Raw genomic sequence first — 18135 nt, forward strand, 5'->3', positions numbered from 1 at the left:
ATAGCTAGTTGTATCGTGATTCTGACCTTGCTATCGCTATATTTTGTCAATATAAACATATACATGTGATAAAGTTTATATAAACTATTAATTAATCGTCCAAAAGTGATACAAAGCATACATCCAGAGTAGAAATCCGCTACTCTTAATGTACAGGTGTCGAGATAAGAATATTCCTAAGAAATGACTGACAACGACTTCAAAAAATCGACGGATAATTTAAAAAGAGCCGTCCCATTAATGATGAAAAACCATGTGGCTGCCACACCTGCAAACTATGCACTCTGGTATACCTATGTGGACAACGCGATTCCCCAGCTCAATCGTGAGCTAGACAGTGTCGTTGAGAATTACGGTATCTGCCCACCAGCAGCAGGCGAGCAGCTATACAACAACTATGTTGCCAGTCGTTCAGAAACAGATATGCGTGAACTGCGCAACAGCATAGAAATCCTAGTGAACGAAGTTGCTAGCTCGATGAGTGACACCCTTTCAGACACTTCACAGTTTTCACAAATGATTGACAAAAGCTTCGACAACCTAGAGCGTGTGGAAGATCAAGCGATGTCAATGGATGAAGTCATGACTGTAATTCGTCAACTGGTCGCGGAGTCACGAGAAATCAGGCACTCAACCCGTTTTCTGAATAACCAGCTCGAAACGGCTTCCAAAGAGATCAGCCTACTAAAAACTCAGCTTGCAGAGGTTCAGCAAGACGCGCTATTTGATGCATTAACGAGCTTGTACAACCGCCGCGCCTTCGATAATGATATTAGCACCTTGTGCCGCTCTGAGCAGAAGATGTGTCTAGTACTGGCAGATATTGACCACTTTAAATCATTCAACGACACCTATGGTCACTTGTTTGGTGATACCGTCATCAAGGGGATTGCACGTAGACTTCAGCTAGGTTGCCGAGACGGTATCCAAGCTTATAGATTTGGTGGCGAAGAGTTCGCTTTGATAGTACCAAATAAGTCACTGCGCATTGCAAGGCAGTTTGCTGAGAGCTTACGCCGCACAATAGAGAAGCTCTCGATCAAAGATCGTCGCACTTCGCAGCAGGTTGGCAATATTACGATTTCTATGGGCGTTGCTGAGCTTCAACCAGGTGAAGCAGCAGAGTCTCTGATCGAGCGCGCAGACAAGCTTCTGTATGAGGCCAAAGAACTAGGGCGAAATCGTGTAATGCCGTTATAAGTCACAAAGCAAAAAATTGACAAGGCCCTAAGACATACTCTTAGGGTCTTTTTTATCCATCAGCAGTGATAGCGGTAATCAGCTCCTGCTGAACAATGTCGGCTTTATCATTGTCGATCTGACAAGTCCCCGCAGCTTTATGCCCTCCACCTCCATACTTGAGCATTAGCTCTCCTACATTGGTTTTAGAACTGCGGTCAAAAATGGATTTCCCAGTGGCGAACACCGTATTTTGCTTTTGAAAACCCCACATTTTGTGAATAGATATATTGCACTGCGGATACAGAGCATAAACAATAAAGCGATTACCTGCGTATATAACCTCTTCCCCGGTTAAATCGAGCAGGATAAGATTGTCATACACTGTCGCGCATCGTTGAATCTGCGCTTTAAATAAATTTTCATGCTCTCGATATAGCTCGATGCGTTCCTTGACATCAGGTAGCGCAAGCAATTCATCAATCGTATGATTTTTGCAATACTCAATTAAGTCCATCATCAAAGCGTAATTAGAGATACGGAACTCGCGGAAACGCCCCAGTCCAGTTCTTGCATCCATCAGGAAGTTCAATAGGTTCCAACCTGTCGAGTCCAACACTTCATCACGATTAAACTGCGCAGAATCCCCCTTATCTACCGCTTCCATCATATCGTCCCATTCGGTTGGAAAAACCTTATTCCCGCCATAATGCTCCCAAACTACGCGCGCGGCTGAAGGAGCATCGGGGTCGATGATGTGATTTTCATACCGTTCAGGGTTGCGTAACAATTCAGACAAGTGGTGATCAAAGACAAGGTGTGCCTGTTTTACATAAGGCAGGTTAGTCACAATATCATTAGAAGTAATCTCAATGATTCCGTCTTGCATGTCTTTAGGATGGACGAATTTAATATCGTCAATTAGGTCAAGTTGCTTAAACAAAACGGCGCACACTAGACCGTCAAAGTCGCTTCGCGTAACAAGTCGATATTTTTGCTCGGACATCTGGCACTTCCTATGCTTAGTCTTCTTATGTTAATACTCATTGGTCATACAAACGCATTTAGCTAAGTTATATAGCTTTGTTGTATAACTTCTTTTAATTTTAGACATCACTAACTTTTTAACAAATTCTAGACAGAGTTTTTCATACCTTACCCTATAATCGATATGCTACTCATTGATTCAATATAGGTTTTATTATGAAGAAAACGTGTTTTGCCGTCTCTATTGCTAGTGTCGCAATACTCTCTGGTTGTGCAACCAAAACAGACGAATACGAAGTCAAAGGCTACACTTCGATGGCAAACCCTGCTTCGGTGTACTGTGTCCAGCAAGGAGGTACACTAGAAACGGTCACTGAAAATGAACAACGTCTGACCTACTGCTTGTTGCCAAACGATGAGCGAATCGAAGAGTGGGATTATTACCGCCAAAACCATAAAGAGCAGTAAACGCCAACGAAGGAGAGAGTAAGTTAGCGACTTTGTAGTCTTCGTTTAATCACCTCGCAATTTAGACATCTATTAGGCTTTGTCTTTCGGGATCATAGCGGCGGTTCATTTTGGTTAAATGCTTATCCAGAAGTGCTAATTGCTGTATCAAATCTTCAGGTAAAGCTTCAACGCATGTCTTATTGATCGCTTTCTCTATCGTGCTCAACGAATACAGATCACTAGGGTCAGAAATAAGATCTTTCAGCGCTTCCAGTGCTTTACGCGCTGCTGCGTAGGGCTTTTCCCTGACTATCTCCAAAGGTCTGGCAAAGGCTTGGTTTTTCACCCCTTCAAGATAAACGCGATAAGTCGTCAGCTCATCAAGTAACAAGAATATCCGACCTAGAGTATTGTGATGTGGGTAAGGAACTGCGGTATGCTTGTCGAGTATTGGGGAGATAGCCAAATCCAAACCACTTTGAGCACATTGGTTTCTCAATGTGGTCAGTAGACCCTGTTCATCCATGAGTCGCTGTATTTCAAAAATTCGATTAAGGTGATAATCGTTTGATACAAGCAACACGTTGATTACCTGCCCTACCCGACACAACTTACTCGCGACTAGCTTATCTGCTGCGTTACAGATGTTCTCAATCGTATTGGTCGATTGGTCTTCGAGGATAATATGAGGCGGCATTTGCCCCTGATGAAAAGACTTGAAGCAATCAAACATAGCTTGAGCTTCAGTTTGCATTTGCCCTTCCGTCGCACCACCACAGAAAATGACTGCCGTTTGATCGAGGTTTAATGTATTTAACGTTGCGCTTAACGCTTGGACTCTTGATCTACCCTCTAACGTAAGCACATTGTTGACGAGCCGCTTACCCAGTATCAGTACAACATTAATAATGTTCATTATTTATCCATGTCTCAATTATTCCTACTGAGTAACGCTTAAACTGTACAAGCATCCACTTTATCGCTAGCTTATCAGAGGTTAATATTTTGTTAACAGGCCGCATGCGAGACGTTATCTCCACTTGCGTGCCATACTTGTAATTAAAAGAGCCTGAAAGACAGGCCACTACAACAGGAAGTAAAGTTTATGCTGTCGATATTTGATATCTTCAAGGTGGGAGTGGGGCCTTCAAGCTCTCATACCAACGGGCCAATGCTCGCAGGTTATCATTTTACGCGCTATCTCGCCTCATCAATCACAAAAGTCAGTCGCGTACAGGTTGATCTTTACGGTTCACTATCTCTGACTGGCAAAGGTCACCACACAGACCGAGCGGTTATCTTAGGCTTGCTGGGCAACAAGCCCGACACGATTAAAATGGGCAGTGCGAAACAAACACTGGCAACAACATTAGAAGAAGGCAACTTAGTTCTTGCTGGGGCCCACACTATAGATTTCAGCTATGAAAGCGATATTTTGTTTCATGACGACAACCTACCCCTGCATGAAAATGGGATGACCGTTACCGCTTATGATCCATTCGGCCATCAACTTGCACTTGAAACCTACTATTCAATCGGTGGCGGCTTTATTGCTACGGCAAAAGAGCTCGAAGAAGGTGGCTCGGCCAACAAAGTGGATGTTCCATTTCCTTTCACCAGTGCTGACGAAATGCTAGAAATGGCAGAAAACAGTGGCCTCAGCCTTGGCGGAATGATTCTGAAAAATGAGCAAAACTTCTTTTCAGACGATGAAATTACCCGCAAAGCAGAGCAAATCTGGAAAGTCATGTCGTTGTGTATGCAGCGCGGTTTTGAAACCGAAGGCATTTTGGAAGGCGGCCTCAATGTCACTCGACGTGCGCCAAACTTACTAAAGAAACTTGAGGCCAATGCCTCAATTGAAAACGATCCTATGGAAATCATGGATTGGATTAACCTATTCGCATTTGCCGTAAGTGAAGAGAATGCTGCCGGTGGGCAGGTCGTCACATCGCCAACCAACGGTGCTGCTGGGGTCATTCCTGCGGTATTAATGTATTACCATAGATTTGTTAAAGAACTCGACACTAAGCAGCTCAAAGACTTCCTTGCTGTGGCGGGTGCTATTGGTATTTTATATAAAACCAACGCTTCAATCTCGGGGGCTGAGGTTGGCTGTCAGGGAGAGGTTGGCGTGTCATCATCGATGGCAGCCGCAGGGCTAACAGCGCTTCGCGGTGGCAGCAACGAGCAAATCTGTATTGCAGCTGAAATTGCTATGGAGCACTCATTGGGGATGACCTGTGACCCGATCGGTGGATTAGTTCAAGTACCTTGTATTGAGCGCAATGCGATGGGCGCTATGAAAGCAATCAATGCATCCCGCATGGCACTCAAACGCACCAGCAAATGTTTAATCTCTCTTGATAAGGTCATCGCGACCATGTATCAAACAGGTAAGGATATGAATAAGAAGTACCGCGAAACATCACTCGGAGGTCTCGCTGTTATCCATATGTCTCCGCCTTGTGAGTAGCGACTAATGCCTACTTAATGCTGTGCTTTAGCCAGTCGAAAAACTGAATTGCATTTGAGTTTGACGGGTTATGGCACAGAATGTAGTGAACAGCGCGGAAAGTCCGCGCCTCAGACCTTTGATCTAATAGGAGCATCGAAATATGAATCCTCCGATATGCTTCAAGAACCTTCCCCTCAGCAATACGAAATTGAAATGGTGATTAGAGAACAACTAGTTCCTAAGAAACACATAAACATTTATTGTACCTATTACAAAGGCATCTAGCATTTAATATCGTGATGTATTATCATATTGTGAATTTTTCTACGTATGAAATAGATTAGAAATTATGAAAATATAGCTTATAACCCTTACTATATTATTTTCCTTGAGTTCTAGCGCGGCAGAAGTTCTAGTTTCACAAATAAATTGTATTGCCCCATAGCCAACTCATGTTGGTATAACTATGGTTGCAACAGCGATAGACCCCGAAGGTTGTGGCTCCAAAAACTTTTATAGGATTAATCTAGTAAGTGATGTAGGTGTTGACGCAAAAATGGCAACATTAATAACTATTCTTACGGCAGGAAAGCCAATTGGATTAAGCATTGCTGGCTGTGTTATCAGCCCTCTAAAATAAGCGGCATGCGTTTATTCAAGTAGAAACCATTAAATAACAACACAACGAAACTCTGTGTAACAAACAAAGTAAAACAGGTGAATAAATGAAAAAAACTCTTACAGCAATGATTGCTTTGACTCTTTTAAGTAGCAATCAAGCGATCGCTAATCGCTATTGGCCAACAGAAATATTAAGCAACTGGAATTTATATCTAAACAATGGAGTTGCGTACATACAATCACCCCAGTTTGCGAAGCATTGCCAATATTCTAGGGGGCAAATCAATATGGATGGGACCGAATTTAACAAAGCGCTATACTCGTACGCGTTATCTGCAAAAGCAAGAGGAAAGAAGTTAAGGTATGTAGTAGATGATCAGCAAACAACTTGCGTAATAACCGGCCTAGAAGAGCGTTAAATATAAATAAAGGAATCGAAAATGAGTAAATTATTTGGTTATTTACTAGCATCAACCGTATTATTTTCCGCTACGGTGAATGCAGCAGGAAAATATGTTCATGTATCAGACATGAGCAAAATAAAGTATCAAGTGGTGTCTGATAAAGGTGGACGCGTATTCTTTAGAAACCTCAATGAGTTCAACCCCTCCGTAACTGGGTGTTGCTACGCATTTTACTTAGATATCACAACTGATTATGGTAAATCAGCATGGTCAACAATGCTAATGAAGATGGCATCTCAAAAAAATCTTTATCTCTATGTTTCTGAAAGCAATCCACCAACTAGTGACGCGCCAGCTGAAGTAACACATATTGGGAACTGGTAAAACCTCTTATTTGCATGTGTTTTTGAAGCTATACCGTAAACGTCTGCGATAAACAGTTTACCAAGTCACGACTTTATACATTGATACAACCCAAAACGCTTCCTATAGTAAGAATGCTTATAGGTGAAGAAGTGAAGTGGTAGAACATAGCTTCTATAACGCGAAACAACATCATGGTCATCGCGATCGCGGCCTACGCCCGCTAGCCAAAAAAGAACTCCACTCGAAAAGTGGGGTTCGCCATCAATCTGAAGCGCCCCGAAAGGGGCGTTTTATATGTAGATGGATTGAATTCTAATTAAAGTGCTCAAATAAGTAGTTACTTTAGCAAATGATTAAGTAGTTCAAAACTCAGGTATCTATCTAGAAGGTTGGCATATAGTTAATGGAACGAGATTGTTTGTGATGTACTTATTAGTTAATAATCACGTGCTGTTTACAAGATATTCATTTCGTGTATACTTCCCGTTTTTATTGGGTTTTCGTTTTGCTGTTAGAATTACTAGATTTTTTTTATTTTGTTGCTCAAGTGACTATATTACCCATGATGGCGATTTTGGCCGTTTGGATCCTGAGGAAAGGCTTTAACAAGTATCAAATCATACTCTGCTTTCCATTTTTTCTCTTTTCAGTTACGACTTTTTTCTTTCCCTACTTAGCTAGGGAGAATATAAAAAACGTTCTACATGAAAATGTACTGATATTTGAGGTTTCAGGCCCATTTAATGATGATGTAGTGTTAAGAGAGTTGAAATCTTTACATTTTATACTGAGTGAAAACTCGCATCCTATTGGAAAGAAAATCCCTATAAAAATAGTTACCGATAAAAGCAGAAAGCAATTGTCTATATATAGAGACTATCTCAGAAAAGGGAAGTACTGGTTGTATGATGAAGACTACAAATACAGTCAGGCCAACAGTATCGGCTACATAATTATAAAGGATTAATATAAAAAAATACTACTACTACTGATATTGGTTTCCCCAATTTCGGTAGCTTCCGCTGTATCAATTGATGGAAATTTTAATGAATGGGATAGACTGTTTGATGTTAATAACTCATACATGACACAGGCATATAATGAACATGACTACTTATATATTGCTTATTCCCAACCCCTAGGTTCTCAATTTATACCTATTGTTAATGGAGATATAACATTTTTTATTCCCGCAAGTAATTGGACATCTTATGTGCATTTTGGGAGCTCTATTACTAAAGGAGGATCCAACGATCACGAGTCAGATGCAGACTTGAGAATTGTGTTACAAAATGGAAAGCCTAGTTTTAAGTTTATCTCATCAATTGAACCCAGATATCTGAATGAAATTAACTATAAACATGCAGTTTTTAATGGAAAACTCGTTACTGAAATAGCTATCCCTAAACGGTTGTTTGGTAAACATATTCCATATCAAGACGTAACGATAATTAATCAGTATAAAGGTTCTCTGTTTGGTAGCAAAGAAGGTTCGTCTGCTGGTATTAGTCGAATGTCGCGAAGTCTTGATTTCACTAACTTTGATTTTTCAGATCATACCATTACTGTTGGCATGTCATTTTCGGGATTGGGTGTTAGCGGCTCTGCTGGCTTAGCTGGCGATCATGAAGGGCTAGGTGGGTATTATTCTGGCACTGCAGGCAGTACTGACTTCGCACTGACGGTTGATGCTGGTATTTTTCGTGGTGAACTAGCTGATCTAAAGGGTTTAACGGCAGATGTAGATGTTCCGGCTGGTATGGTTGCGATTAAAACTGTAACTCCTACTTCGGGTTCTCCACTCGGTTCTGGTCTTGTCTTTTCTTGGGGAGCAGCTGGAGGTTACGTAAATAAACCTGGTTGCAGCTAACATACACAAATACTGTTAATTACTTAATATCCAACTCAACATTTGTAGGATTGTATAGTGACAACGGCTCCTCAAGTAATGGTGGTTCTGACAATGGCGGTAACGATTGGAGTCCCGATAATGACCGCTGGGGGCATGATGATGATCACGGACCGAGTTATGGCGGAGATGATGATAAAGACTGGTCACATGATGACGATGATAATTCGGGTTACTTTTGAGGCAGTTGAGCCATTGATAACTAGTTAACAAGCATCAGAACCTATTTTTTAAAATTACAATAAGGAATTAGCAGTGAAGAATATTCTGATTATTTTGTGGTTGATTTCAACTACCACTCTAGCGGGTGAATTACAGTGTTCGGGAACAGTAGAAAGATTGGGGCTACATGCAAACGACAGAATAATGCTCAAGCTAAGCAATATGAATAGAGCAGTTTTTATTTGTAGCCCAAATTCAAATTGGACTCCACCTGGTGCAGGCTATCAAACTAGTGCGGAAACTTGTAAATCAATGCTCTCGATGCTAATGCATGCTAAGTCAACTAGCACTGTAATCGGTTCTTTGTGGTTTGATGGAGATGACGTTCCAAATAACTGTGCTTCTTGGGGAGATTGGAAGTCAGCGAATGTGAGGTATTTTCTTTACTAAAGACGTGGTAAAAATTGAGGGAGGTCCAAAACGTCTAGCGGCATCTGACTATAATGTAATTAAATAATAATTGGAAACATATGAATAAAAGGATAGTTGGAGCTATGAAATCTTTGCTTTGCTCTACTAATCGCGAGCTTTTCTGCCCTTTCTCCGATTTCTATTGGGGACATTACTACTCTACGCACGACTACTGACAACAGTGAAACTGTATATTTTAGTCTTAAACCGATGCCCGCTAATGTTTCTCAGTTGTTTTATGTTAGAACTGGTAGTGGAGAGTCTTCTGGTTGTCAATTGAAAGGTAATCAAGACACATTCAATAGAGCATATTCTACGCTATTGGCCGCAAAGTCTGCTTCAAAGAAAGTAAGGATTGGTTACTGTGTTGATACCAATGGCTATGGGCTAGTTAATGAATTTATTGAAGTCTATCCGTAGCAGAATTTATCGTCATTAGATAAATTACTGCCATATTTAGTGGGTGAGTGTTGACAATCCTCCCCAATAAGATGGTGCGCAATCATCCACGAAAAAACTCACCCACCTCGGCGGGGTTTCTTTTATCTATGATTTATTACTTAAATGCGCCCCTTTCTTAACTGAACTCAGGCGTTTTTTGTTCCCCAAGTTTGAGATGACAACCTGTGTCAGAACGCTTAACGGGGAGGGTTACACATGATCATCGCTATGTGTGCTTCCGTAATCTGGTTAAGGTACAAATACAGTGTTGATTGACTTCAGCAACTCAAAACATCAAGAAGATAGGGTCATTGGTAAGCTATCACGAAAAAAAATCGCGATCGCTGCCTACGCCCGCTAGCCAAAAAAGAACCCCACTCGAAAAGTGGGGTTCGTCATCACTCTGAAGCGCGGAAAATCAGCGCTTATCATCGAAGAAACTTGAAGGGTTAGATTTTATCGACCACTGCGAGAGTTGCCGTCAGCATATCGTGCCCGAACTTAACACTGCGCTCAGGTGACCAGCCGTATAAAGGGTCTGGGTACTCATTGTTGTCTTTAAATGGCATCTCTACCGTATAAGACAAACACTTAAACTGCTCACCAACCCAGTTTGAGCCTACTGTTAGGTTTGCCTTACCTGGCTCATCTTTGTCATAACCCTGCTCATCTTGAAACTCTGGGGTAACCGTAAGCAGCGCTTGCTTAAACGCAGCCTCTAAATTCGCTAAACGCTCGTCATAAGAAGGAATGCCTTCAGAGCCAGCAACAAAGTTAAATGGGATCGCTTCATCACCGTGGATATCTAGGAACATATCAACACCCGTTTCCAGCATTCGCTCTCGTACCAAATAGACTTCTGGGCTACGTGCCATAGACGGTGTTTGCCATTCACGGTTGAGGTTAACACCAATTGCATTACAGCGTAGGTGGCCACGAATCGAACCATCTGGATTCATATTAGGTACGATATAAAGTACAGCCTTTTCTAACAAAGCACGCGCTGTGGTGTCATCATCATCGAGCAGACGTTGAATTAAGCCTTCTATAAACCATTCCGCCATAGTCTCACCCGGGTGTTGGCGGGCAATCAGCCAGATTTTCTTTTTCCCTTCTTCAAATTCACCAAACGTCAGTAGACTCATATCATTACCATCTAGCGTACCGCCTAGTGTTTCAAGCCGACAATGATGAGCACTCTGCGCCATATGAAGCAGGTCTAGATGGCGGTCGTAAGTATAAGGGGCAAAGTAAGCAAAATAGATAGAACCACGTTCTGGAATAACCTGAAAGGTCAGCGTATCACCATCAAATTGTGCCGGAATACGGAACCATTCTTCACGGTCGTATGAAGCTACGACGTCGTAGCCACTCCACCCTTCCGGGTAAGCTGAATTCTTGAGATCGAGCAATTGAATAGTATGTGACTGCTCAGCTTGCGTTTCTAGTCGAAAGTGGAACCACTGATAGAACTCTGACTGATTGTCGTTGGGAACCTTGAGTTGAATCTGATCTTTATTATCGATACTCACGACTTCTATGCTGCCACTATCGAAGTTACTAAAAATCTTCATGCTTACATTCCTTAACTATTTAAAGAGCAAAGTAGGAGGCTAGCACAGTTCTCAGTCGATAATAAGTCTCTTTACCATACTTTCTCGTACAGGTATTGCTGAAAAATATCCCACGCAAACGTTTTGGATCAAACTCATTATAAAAAATTATGCGAACTTGAGAAAATATCGTGCATAGAATAGTAATTCTGCGATAATTGTTTCAATTTATAACATAGCGCAAATGATAAGATAATCAGATATTAACTCTGTGTTATATCAACAAGAAGAGACTATTATGTGGAATAAACTCAATAAATCAATGATGTTCTGCCAAGCAATGTTTGGCCTGTCATTCTATGGTGTGATGGTAATTTTGACCCGTTTCTTCTTAGAAGATCTAGGGTACAGTGAAGCAGATACCATGATGGTTGTCGGCGCATTCTCATCCATTGGCCCACTTTTTGCGATTGCCGGTGGCTTTATCGTCGACAAGTTTCTTGGAGCGTACCGTTCTTTAACTATTGCTTATGGTGCATTTGCAACTGGCTATACACTACTGGTTCTAGGCGCTTCAACAACCAACATTCCAATGAGCTTGGCAGGTATCGCACTTGCTAGTTATGCTCGTGGATTGATGTCCCCTTCTTACCCAAGTCTTTACAAACGTACCTTTGCTTCAGAAGAGGAATTCGAGAACGGCTACCCCGTCAACTACTCCGTCAACAACGTCGGCGCTTTATTAGGCCAATATCTTTTCCCAATGTTTGTATTGGTGATTGGCTTCCACGGCAGCTTCACCCTATCAGCAGTCATGGCCGCGTTCGCATTTGCAGTACTTGTTATTTTCAACAAGCAGCTAGTTGGTGCAGGGGCAGAAATTGACCAACAGCCAGTGAGCGCGAAAAACTGGGCAGCTTTCTTAACCGTCTCTGCCGTGATGATTGGCCTAGTGTTCTTCATGTTCTCTAACATGGATATTGGTCAGAATATCGTTTACGCCATCGGCGCTGCAGCGATCTTGTATTTCATCTCTCTGATGTTTAAATCCAGTAAGTCAGATGCACTTAAGATGGGCACTATTCTCATTATGACGGTACTGACAACCTGCTTCTTCGTTTACTACGGTCAAATGATGACATCAATGACGATGGTCACCATCAACACCATGCGCGGGGATCTGTTTAACCTGATCCCAATTGCTCCTGAAGCTTCAATGGCGATGAACCCTCTATGGTGTATTGTTGCTGGTCCTGTTATTGCGATGACTTTTTCTTCCCTAGAGAAGAAAGGCATTAACTTTTCAACAGCAACTAAAATCGGGTTTGCGTTTATCTTTACTGCGATTGCCTTTGGTATCTTAACCATGGCTGTTATGAGTATCGGTGAAGACGTCGTGATTCGTCCTGAAGTTTTCTTAGCCATTCACTTCTTCCAAGCTTTTGCTGAAGTGATTGTTGGCAGCTTAGTGGTCGCCTTTATTCTTTCGGTCGCGCCTAAGCATATCGAAGGTTTCTCGGTGTCACTTTTCTCAGTAGCTATGGCATTAAGTGGCATTGTTGGCGCAGTGTTTTCTACCTCTATCGCACTTGAGAAAGGTCAAGAGATCACGCAAGAGATCGTTCAAACCGTTTATGGCGATTACTTCCAACTACTGACTGTTCTTGCCGTGGTTATGGTGGCGATTGCTCTAGTTGCTTCTGTGATTATTCGCAAGATGCTAGAAGCTGCGCGCGCTGATGAACAACCTGAAATGGTTGAAGCGGAAAGCTAATTTCTAAACACGTTTAACAAATTAAACCCAAGCAACAAGCTTGGGTTTTTTATTATTTGCTAGCAAAACGGTATTTCTATAATTAATCTCGATCACGAGCTCTGAACTCGTAGCTGACATTAATAACAGGTTGGAAAGCAATTTCACCTTCACTGGTTACAATTTCATTTACTGTTACGTGTGAACCCCGAAGTTCAAATGAATTAACATCGACAAGGTCGTTGCTTGGGTATGAAACCGCGCGGCTCAATTCATATGGAGATTTATCGTTGATTTCCATAATCATTGTTTTACCCGCGGCAAGAGCGGCTTCTTTTGAGGCCATAGGGTTACCATTCATAGTTTCACTTTGAATCACGGTATTGTACGCCCCACCCAAACCAGCCATTGCAACTGAACTAAACAACATTACGCTTGCTAAACTCACTACTTTAATCATAACTGACTCCTTAGCTACCTATTTTCTTACCTTAAACTTACTTAAATAGTTTTAATAATCAGGCGTTATTCCATTGCCCGAGTACATTAATAGTACGTAACAAAAGACCAGTTTGAATTAGAAATAATTGCACTTCTTATTCGAAGAATTTGAAATAAGCGACACAAAAATTATCGCATTAAATGTAGGGAAATATTGGCTTGCTTTATGCCTGATATTAAAGTTCAACCTCTTCAATATGTTGTTAGTTCGATTCACAAACGAAGAAAGAGAATCCACATCATACTTTAGAGTGATTTGTTATAATACTGAGCGCAAATATCATATAAATTTTATGAACTTTCCGCGAATACTGTCACCAGTATGATCTATACAACCGATAAGATAAGTCCTGCGAAAATCAACCCCGTCCCTAGGCTTCGAGTTAGCGCTAACCGTTCTCTTAGAAATACAACCCCGAAAATCATGCCAAACACGATACTTAACTGTCGAAGCGCCACAACATAACTGACATTCTCCGTCATTGTCATGGCGTACAGCACCAAACCATAAGTGGTCGACATCATAATTCCCGCCATTGCAGAGGTTTTCTTAATGCTCCAAGCTTGCGAGAACTCATTCCACTGCCGTGTTCCTATTACGTAGATGGTGATGACCAAAAATATTGTCCAAAATTGAATTCCTAGATAAAAGATGGCTGACTGTAGATTCGAAATAATCGCTGACAACTCGACATCAACAATATGTAGCGCTTCTTTATCTAAGATCGAGTAACCTGTTGTTCCGACTGCTGCGATCACCGCCCATAAAACACCAGTATTCATATAATCCGAAACACTCAGTTGTCTCATTGAAGTAAGCGGTACAAGTAGGCAACCGATGGTAATCAATATGAATCCCCCCCAGACTAGCGTCGTCAATTGGTAGCCGAGAATCGCCGTTCCTGCTCCCACCATCAGTACTGGCAACGCACGTGCAATAGGATATATTACTCCAATATCACCATGTTTATAGGCATGACCCAAACCAATCAGATAAACAAACTGAGCCACCCCACTGATGAGCAACATCCACCAAAATGTCGAAGGAATATTAGTGACGCCAACCTGGCTTAAATACCAAATGACATAAGGGGCTAGCACTAACGAAGCGGCTGCACTACTGGACAAGAAAAATGCCGTTCCTGACGATTTATTGCTTTTGCTTAGAAGGTTCCATCCCGCATGCAGAAAAGCAGATACGACCACCAGACATATCGCCCATACAGACATAGTCATTCCTTATTTTTAGAGATGCTGGAATATAAAGGGCTTCTGGTCACCGAACAGAAGCCTAAATAGAGGTTTCAATTTAACGTTGAAGCTGCGCGACTGACTCGATGCTGATTGCATCGTGTCTCCAATACTCGATATCGCAATCAATTAACTCGCCATTTTGATTGTAGTTAATCCGCTCAACCACCATGGCAGGTGTCCCTGAGGTAGCGCGAAGCGCTTGAGCAGTGTTACCAAGTAAAGTGCTGGTACTAATGCGGTAGCGAATCTTTTCGTAAACAACGCCATAATGTTCACGATAAATGTCAGTTAATGACTTCGACAAATCAAAATCGAGAAGGTTTGGAAACAGCTCCGGACGAATATAGTTTGTGACATACACCACTGGGCGCTCTTCTAAGTATCGTACTCTATCTACCCGATACACATCAGAAAATGGCTGTAACCCAAGTAAGCTAGCCGCTTGCTTATTGGCAAGAATACCTTTTGCTGTAATCAACTCCGTCTTTGGTGTGCGCTGCTGCGCGGTCGCCATATTGGTAAAGTTGAGAGTCTGCGTCGGATCGTACTTAAGTGGCAGTGGCGAGATAAACCAACCACGTCTGTCTTCTCGGTAGATTCGCCCTTCTGCTTCAAGCAAGGATAACGCCTCTCTGAGCGTGACTCGTGTGGTATCAAACGACTCAGCAAGCTTCCTTTCTGCTGGCAATTTCTGCCTTGGCGATAACATGCCTGATTCAATTTGCTCAACAATCGAATCTTTAATTTTTACGTACTGCACCCTTGTCCTTACCTTTTACGCCATGCTTGCGTTTTGTTTTCTAACCATTTGCCTAACGTCATGTGTGCTAACTTGGCGACAGCAGCAGAGATCATGATCATCACTGCCATCGCTGCGGCTGCACCTGTCTGTCCTGCATCATCCATATTTAATACTGACACAGAAGCAGGGATAGTTTCCGTAGAGTAGATAAATACTACCGCAGAAGTGGTGGTTAATGCATTAATAAACAAATAGGTAGCGATATCTAGAGTCGCAGGAACGCAAACTGGTAGCGTCACCTTTAAAAACAACTTGTACTGAGGTAGCTTTACCGATGCCGCTGTCGCTTCAATTTCGCTCGGAATTTGCTTAAGCGCGGTTACCGCTGTCATATGACCTACGGTGTAATAGTGAACCACGGTGTTGATAACAAGAAACGCCATGCCGCCATATAAAACGCTGAGTGGGTTGTTGGCATCATTAAAATAGAAGATATACCCCAGCCCCAATACCATTCCCGGTACTGCCATAGGAACAACGCTGAGCATTTGCATGGCTTGTCGAACAGGCGCAAACGCCCGCCCTTTCTCAATACAGTACGCTCCAACAAAAATAATTGCTGTACCGATAATGGCTGTCCATGTTGCGAGTGTTAGCGAGTTAAAGTATGGAGACCAACCATAGGTACTCATTTCAGCAAAGTTGTAGTTGTTCAGAGTCAGCGCCTTGTTCCAAGGCCAGAAGGTCACCAATGAGCCATATACTGCCATCCCAAGTACCACAATCACCGCGGCAGAAATCACCAAACAATAGGCAAAACAGATCCCGTCTCTGACTTTATTGGGTTCTGGCTGATAAGGGACAGAACGGGTATCAAATAGGCTTTTTTGTTTCTTTTGTACCCAGCGGTCGGCAACAAACGCGAGCAAGGCAGGCATTAACAGTAAAATACTGGTCACCGCACCCATAGAGAAGTTTTGCTGCCCGACGACTTGCTTGAAAATATCTGTCGCCAGAACATTGTAATTTCCGCCTATCACTTTAGGTACACCAAAATCACACACAACCAAAGTGAACACGACAATCAAGGTACTGATCAAGCCGTACTTGGCAGCCGGAAGAGTGACGACAAAGAAAGTCTTGAACGGTGACGTTTTTAAAGCTCGCGCCGCTTCATACAATCTCGCATCCGAGGTTCTCAATGAGGTGGTAAGTATCATCAGGGCATGAGGGAAGGTCCAAAAGATGAGACCTAGCGAGATGCCCACCAAGCCGTAGACTGAGTGACCACCGAGCAACTCTTTAGCGATACCTTGGTTGCCAAACAAAAAGATAAGACTGATGGCAGGAAGCAGTGACGGCGCCAAAATAGGAGCCGTCCCTAACATGTGGAACACGCCTTTCATTGGCATGCACGATCTCGTCAATGCGTAGGCATAACCAAAAGCGTGCACACCTACAACGGCAGTCACCAGAAGTCCTAATGTAAATGTGTTGCCAACAGAGTACCAAAGGCTGTCATTGGCAAAATAGGTAGCGAAGTTCTCCAGCCCAACAAATTCGCCACTGTTGTTCTGAACACTTTTTGTCAGCATCGCCCATAGAGGCATCACAATAAAAATCGTTAGTGCTGAAAATAAAAATGCCAATAAGCCAAATAGCACTAGGTTATCTTTACTGACCCTGTGCAAAAGAGATGAAGGACGCAATGAGCGAGAGTTAACTCCAGAGTTGTACATAGTTCTGCTTTCCATTAGTGATACCTTAAGCCGCAATTGCTTTAGTGCTATTCGGGCTTAGCGTTGGGTATGCACGTACCCCCTGTTTTGAGAACTGAATGTATCGAATATCGCCAATACGCAGCTTCTGCTCGGTGACCACTTCGCCAGCGACATCGATGAAGATCGGCGCGGCTTGTTTGTCATGCTGAAGTTCACATTCAAAGCGATAAAACGCACCGAGGAACTCTCTGTCTCGGATCTTCACAGGTAGAGCATTATTAAATTGCTCAGCAAAGCGGATACTTTCTGGGCGTATTGCCAGATCAAAGCAATCCCCTCTCACTACTTGCTTGTTTTCAATAACAGGAGCGGGAATAAGCGACTCAGCGATACGTAGTTGAGTATCAGTCGCTGCGGAGGCAGAAATAAAATTCATACTGCCAACAAACTCAGCAACAAAACGAGTAGCAGGGTGTTGATAGATCTCTTGTGGCGTGCCCACTTGCTCAATGACACCATGATTCATCACAACGATTCTATCAGCCATAGATAGCGCTTCATCTTGGTCATGAGTCACCATGATTGTGGTAATACCCAGTTTGCGCTGAAGTTTGCAAATCTCATCTCTAAGGTGAACACGAACTTTGGCATCAAGTGCAGAAAGAGGTTCATCAAGAAGCAATAACCCTGGGGACAAGGCTAACGCTCTCGCAAGGGCAACACGCTGCTGCTGACCACCAGACAATTGGTTAGGATACTTTTCACCAGAAGTCGGTAAACCAATCATATCAAGCCAATAATCAACCTTTTCTAAGGCTTCTTGGTTGGTCATCCCTTGGTTCTTTAATCCGATGGCAATATTCTCTTGCACGGTAAGGTTTGGAAATAGCGCGTATGATTGAAAAACAATACCAAAATCGCGTTTTTCCGGAGGAAGGAAGGTCGTATCTTGTCCGTCTTGATAGATGCCACCTGAAGTCGGTAGGTCAAGGCCAGCGATAGCTCGTAGTAGGGTCGTTTTGCCGCAGCCAGAAGGGCCAAGAAAGCAGACAAACTCGCCCTTCTCTATTGCCAGTGAAATTTGCTTTAACGCAGTGAACTGGCCAAATTGCTTCACTACATTTTCAATTTGTAAGTAAGGTTGGTTAGTTGACATAACACAC

Annotated in this window: 17 protein-coding genes; 9 read left to right on the top strand and 8 right to left on the bottom strand. The window is 42.6% G+C overall.

Annotated features, from left to right (window positions below):
* Positions 1 to 183 precede the first annotated feature (183 nt).
* Positions 184 to 1200, top strand: coding sequence for a GGDEF domain-containing protein (locus ZX61_RS02435; protein WP_049843125.1), 1017 nt, complete (start codon positions 184 to 186; stop codon positions 1198 to 1200).
* 52 nt (positions 1201 to 1252) lie between these two features.
* Here the strand turns inward: ZX61_RS02435 and ZX61_RS02440 are convergent, their stop codons facing one another.
* Positions 1253 to 2185, bottom strand: a complete 933-nt coding sequence (locus ZX61_RS02440) for an exopolyphosphatase (RefSeq protein ID WP_049843126.1) — start codon at positions 2183 to 2185, stop codon at positions 1253 to 1255.
* Between the two features lie 197 nt (positions 2186 to 2382).
* Between ZX61_RS02440 and ZX61_RS02445 the strand changes: the two genes are divergently transcribed.
* On the top strand, positions 2383 to 2634 hold the full coding sequence (locus ZX61_RS02445) for a putative hemolysin (RefSeq protein WP_049843127.1): 252 nt from the start codon (positions 2383 to 2385) through the stop codon (positions 2632 to 2634).
* A gap of 61 nt (positions 2635 to 2695) precedes the next feature.
* Here the strand turns inward: ZX61_RS02445 and ZX61_RS02450 are convergent, their stop codons facing one another.
* On the bottom strand, positions 2696 to 3532 hold the full coding sequence (locus tag ZX61_RS02450) for a YdcF family protein (protein ID WP_049843128.1): 837 nt from the start codon (positions 3530 to 3532) through the stop codon (positions 2696 to 2698).
* A gap of 189 nt (positions 3533 to 3721) precedes the next feature.
* On the opposite strand from ZX61_RS02450, the gene ZX61_RS02455 reads away from it, so the two are divergent.
* The 6 genes from ZX61_RS02455 to ZX61_RS02485 all read left to right on the top strand — a co-directional run bounded on the left by ZX61_RS02455 (position 3722) and on the right by ZX61_RS02485 (position 8986).
* Positions 3722 to 5092 (top strand): L-serine ammonia-lyase, encoded by a 1371-nt coding sequence (locus ZX61_RS02455; RefSeq protein ID WP_049843129.1) that lies wholly within the window; start codon positions 3722 to 3724, stop codon positions 5090 to 5092.
* Positions 5093 to 5799: 707 nt separating this feature from the next.
* Positions 5800 to 6114, top strand: a complete 315-nt coding sequence (locus tag ZX61_RS02460; RefSeq protein WP_049843130.1) for a hypothetical protein — start codon at positions 5800 to 5802, stop codon at positions 6112 to 6114.
* A 21-nt stretch (positions 6115 to 6135) separates the two neighbouring features.
* Complete coding sequence (locus tag ZX61_RS02465; protein WP_049843131.1) at positions 6136 to 6483, top strand: hypothetical protein; 348 nt, start codon at positions 6136 to 6138, stop codon at positions 6481 to 6483.
* 1066 nt (positions 6484 to 7549) lie between these two features.
* Positions 7550 to 8335, top strand: a complete 786-nt coding sequence (locus ZX61_RS02475) for a hypothetical protein (RefSeq protein WP_049843133.1) — start codon at positions 7550 to 7552, stop codon at positions 8333 to 8335.
* Positions 8336 to 8385: 50 nt separating this feature from the next.
* Positions 8386 to 8556, top strand: coding sequence for a hypothetical protein (locus ZX61_RS24220; RefSeq protein ID WP_160316782.1), 171 nt, complete (start codon positions 8386 to 8388; stop codon positions 8554 to 8556).
* Between the two features lie 73 nt (positions 8557 to 8629).
* A complete protein-coding gene (locus tag ZX61_RS02485) occupies positions 8630 to 8986 on the top strand; it encodes a hypothetical protein (protein WP_049843135.1) in 357 nt (118 codons plus the stop codon).
* Positions 8987 to 9897: 911 nt separating this feature from the next.
* On the opposite strand, the gene ZX61_RS02495 is transcribed toward ZX61_RS02485, so the two are convergent.
* Positions 9898 to 11022, bottom strand: a complete 1125-nt coding sequence (locus ZX61_RS02495) for a M14 family metallopeptidase (RefSeq protein WP_049843137.1) — start codon at positions 11020 to 11022, stop codon at positions 9898 to 9900.
* Positions 11023 to 11299: 277 nt separating this feature from the next.
* Here ZX61_RS02495 and ZX61_RS02500 point away from each other — a divergent pair, with 277 nt between their 5' ends.
* A complete protein-coding gene (locus tag ZX61_RS02500; protein WP_049843138.1) occupies positions 11300 to 12775 on the top strand; it encodes a peptide MFS transporter in 1476 nt (491 codons plus the stop codon).
* 82 nt (positions 12776 to 12857) lie between these two features.
* Here ZX61_RS02500 and ZX61_RS02505 read toward each other — a convergent pair whose 3' ends face one another.
* From ZX61_RS02505 to ZX61_RS02525, 5 genes are all read right to left on the bottom strand, one after another.
* Positions 12858 to 13214 carry a DUF3316 domain-containing protein gene (locus tag ZX61_RS02505; RefSeq protein WP_049843139.1) on the bottom strand — a complete coding sequence of 119 codons (357 nt, stop codon included), beginning with the start codon at positions 13212 to 13214 and terminating at the stop codon, positions 12858 to 12860.
* A 368-nt stretch (positions 13215 to 13582) separates the two neighbouring features.
* The gene (locus ZX61_RS02510) at positions 13583 to 14485 is read right to left on the bottom strand and encodes an EamA family transporter (RefSeq protein WP_049843140.1); all 903 of its coding nucleotides are present in this window, start codon (positions 14483 to 14485) and stop codon (positions 13583 to 13585) included.
* Between the two features lie 79 nt (positions 14486 to 14564).
* Positions 14565 to 15269: a phosphonate utilization transcriptional regulator PhnR gene (gene phnR, locus ZX61_RS02515; protein WP_049843141.1), complete on the bottom strand. Its 705-nt coding sequence runs from the start codon at positions 15267 to 15269 to the stop codon at positions 14565 to 14567.
* Positions 15270 to 15277: 8 nt separating this feature from the next.
* Positions 15278 to 16990 (bottom strand): putative 2-aminoethylphosphonate ABC transporter permease subunit, encoded by a 1713-nt coding sequence (locus ZX61_RS02520; RefSeq protein ID WP_443083315.1) that lies wholly within the window; start codon positions 16988 to 16990, stop codon positions 15278 to 15280.
* Positions 16991 to 17015: 25 nt separating this feature from the next.
* The gene (locus ZX61_RS02525; RefSeq protein ID WP_049843143.1) at positions 17016 to 18128 is read right to left on the bottom strand and encodes a putative 2-aminoethylphosphonate ABC transporter ATP-binding protein; all 1113 of its coding nucleotides are present in this window, start codon (positions 18126 to 18128) and stop codon (positions 17016 to 17018) included.
* Positions 18129 to 18135: the final 7 nt, after the last annotated feature.

The sequence above is a fragment of the Vibrio sp. VPAP30 genome (genome assembly GCF_001188205.1).
GTDB lineage: Bacteria > Pseudomonadota > Gammaproteobacteria > Enterobacterales > Vibrionaceae > Vibrio > Vibrio bivalvicida.

Excerpts from the sequence above, each read along its gene's own strand:
- ZX61_RS02435 (WP_049843125.1), top strand. The coding sequence starts at position 184 with ATGACTGACAACGACTTCAAAAAATCGACGGATAATTTAAAAAGAGCC.
- ZX61_RS02440 (WP_049843126.1), bottom strand. The coding sequence starts at position 2,185 with ATGTCCGAGCAAAAATATCGACTTGTTACGCGAAGCGACTTTGACGGT.
- ZX61_RS02445 (WP_049843127.1), top strand. The coding sequence starts at position 2,383 with ATGAAGAAAACGTGTTTTGCCGTCTCTATTGCTAGTGTCGCAATACTC.
- ZX61_RS02450 (WP_049843128.1), bottom strand. The coding sequence starts at position 3,532 with ATGAACATTATTAATGTTGTACTGATACTGGGTAAGCGGCTCGTCAAC.
- ZX61_RS02455 (WP_049843129.1), top strand. The coding sequence starts at position 3,722 with ATGCTGTCGATATTTGATATCTTCAAGGTGGGAGTGGGGCCTTCAAGC.
- ZX61_RS02460 (WP_049843130.1), top strand. The coding sequence starts at position 5,800 with ATGAAAAAAACTCTTACAGCAATGATTGCTTTGACTCTTTTAAGTAGC.
- ZX61_RS02465 (WP_049843131.1), top strand. The coding sequence starts at position 6,136 with ATGAGTAAATTATTTGGTTATTTACTAGCATCAACCGTATTATTTTCC.
- ZX61_RS02475 (WP_049843133.1), top strand. The coding sequence starts at position 7,550 with ATGACACAGGCATATAATGAACATGACTACTTATATATTGCTTATTCC.
- ZX61_RS02495 (WP_049843137.1), bottom strand. The coding sequence starts at position 11,022 with ATGAAGATTTTTAGTAACTTCGATAGTGGCAGCATAGAAGTCGTGAGT.
- ZX61_RS02500 (WP_049843138.1), top strand. The coding sequence starts at position 11,300 with ATGTGGAATAAACTCAATAAATCAATGATGTTCTGCCAAGCAATGTTT.
- ZX61_RS02505 (WP_049843139.1), bottom strand. The coding sequence starts at position 13,214 with ATGATTAAAGTAGTGAGTTTAGCAAGCGTAATGTTGTTTAGTTCAGTT.
- ZX61_RS02510 (WP_049843140.1), bottom strand. The coding sequence starts at position 14,485 with ATGTCTGTATGGGCGATATGTCTGGTGGTCGTATCTGCTTTTCTGCAT.
- ZX61_RS02520 (WP_443083315.1), bottom strand. The coding sequence starts at position 16,990 with ATGTACAACTCTGGAGTTAACTCTCGCTCATTGCGTCCTTCATCTCTT.
- ZX61_RS02525 (WP_049843143.1), bottom strand. The coding sequence starts at position 18,128 with ATGTCAACTAACCAACCTTACTTACAAATTGAAAATGTAGTGAAGCAA.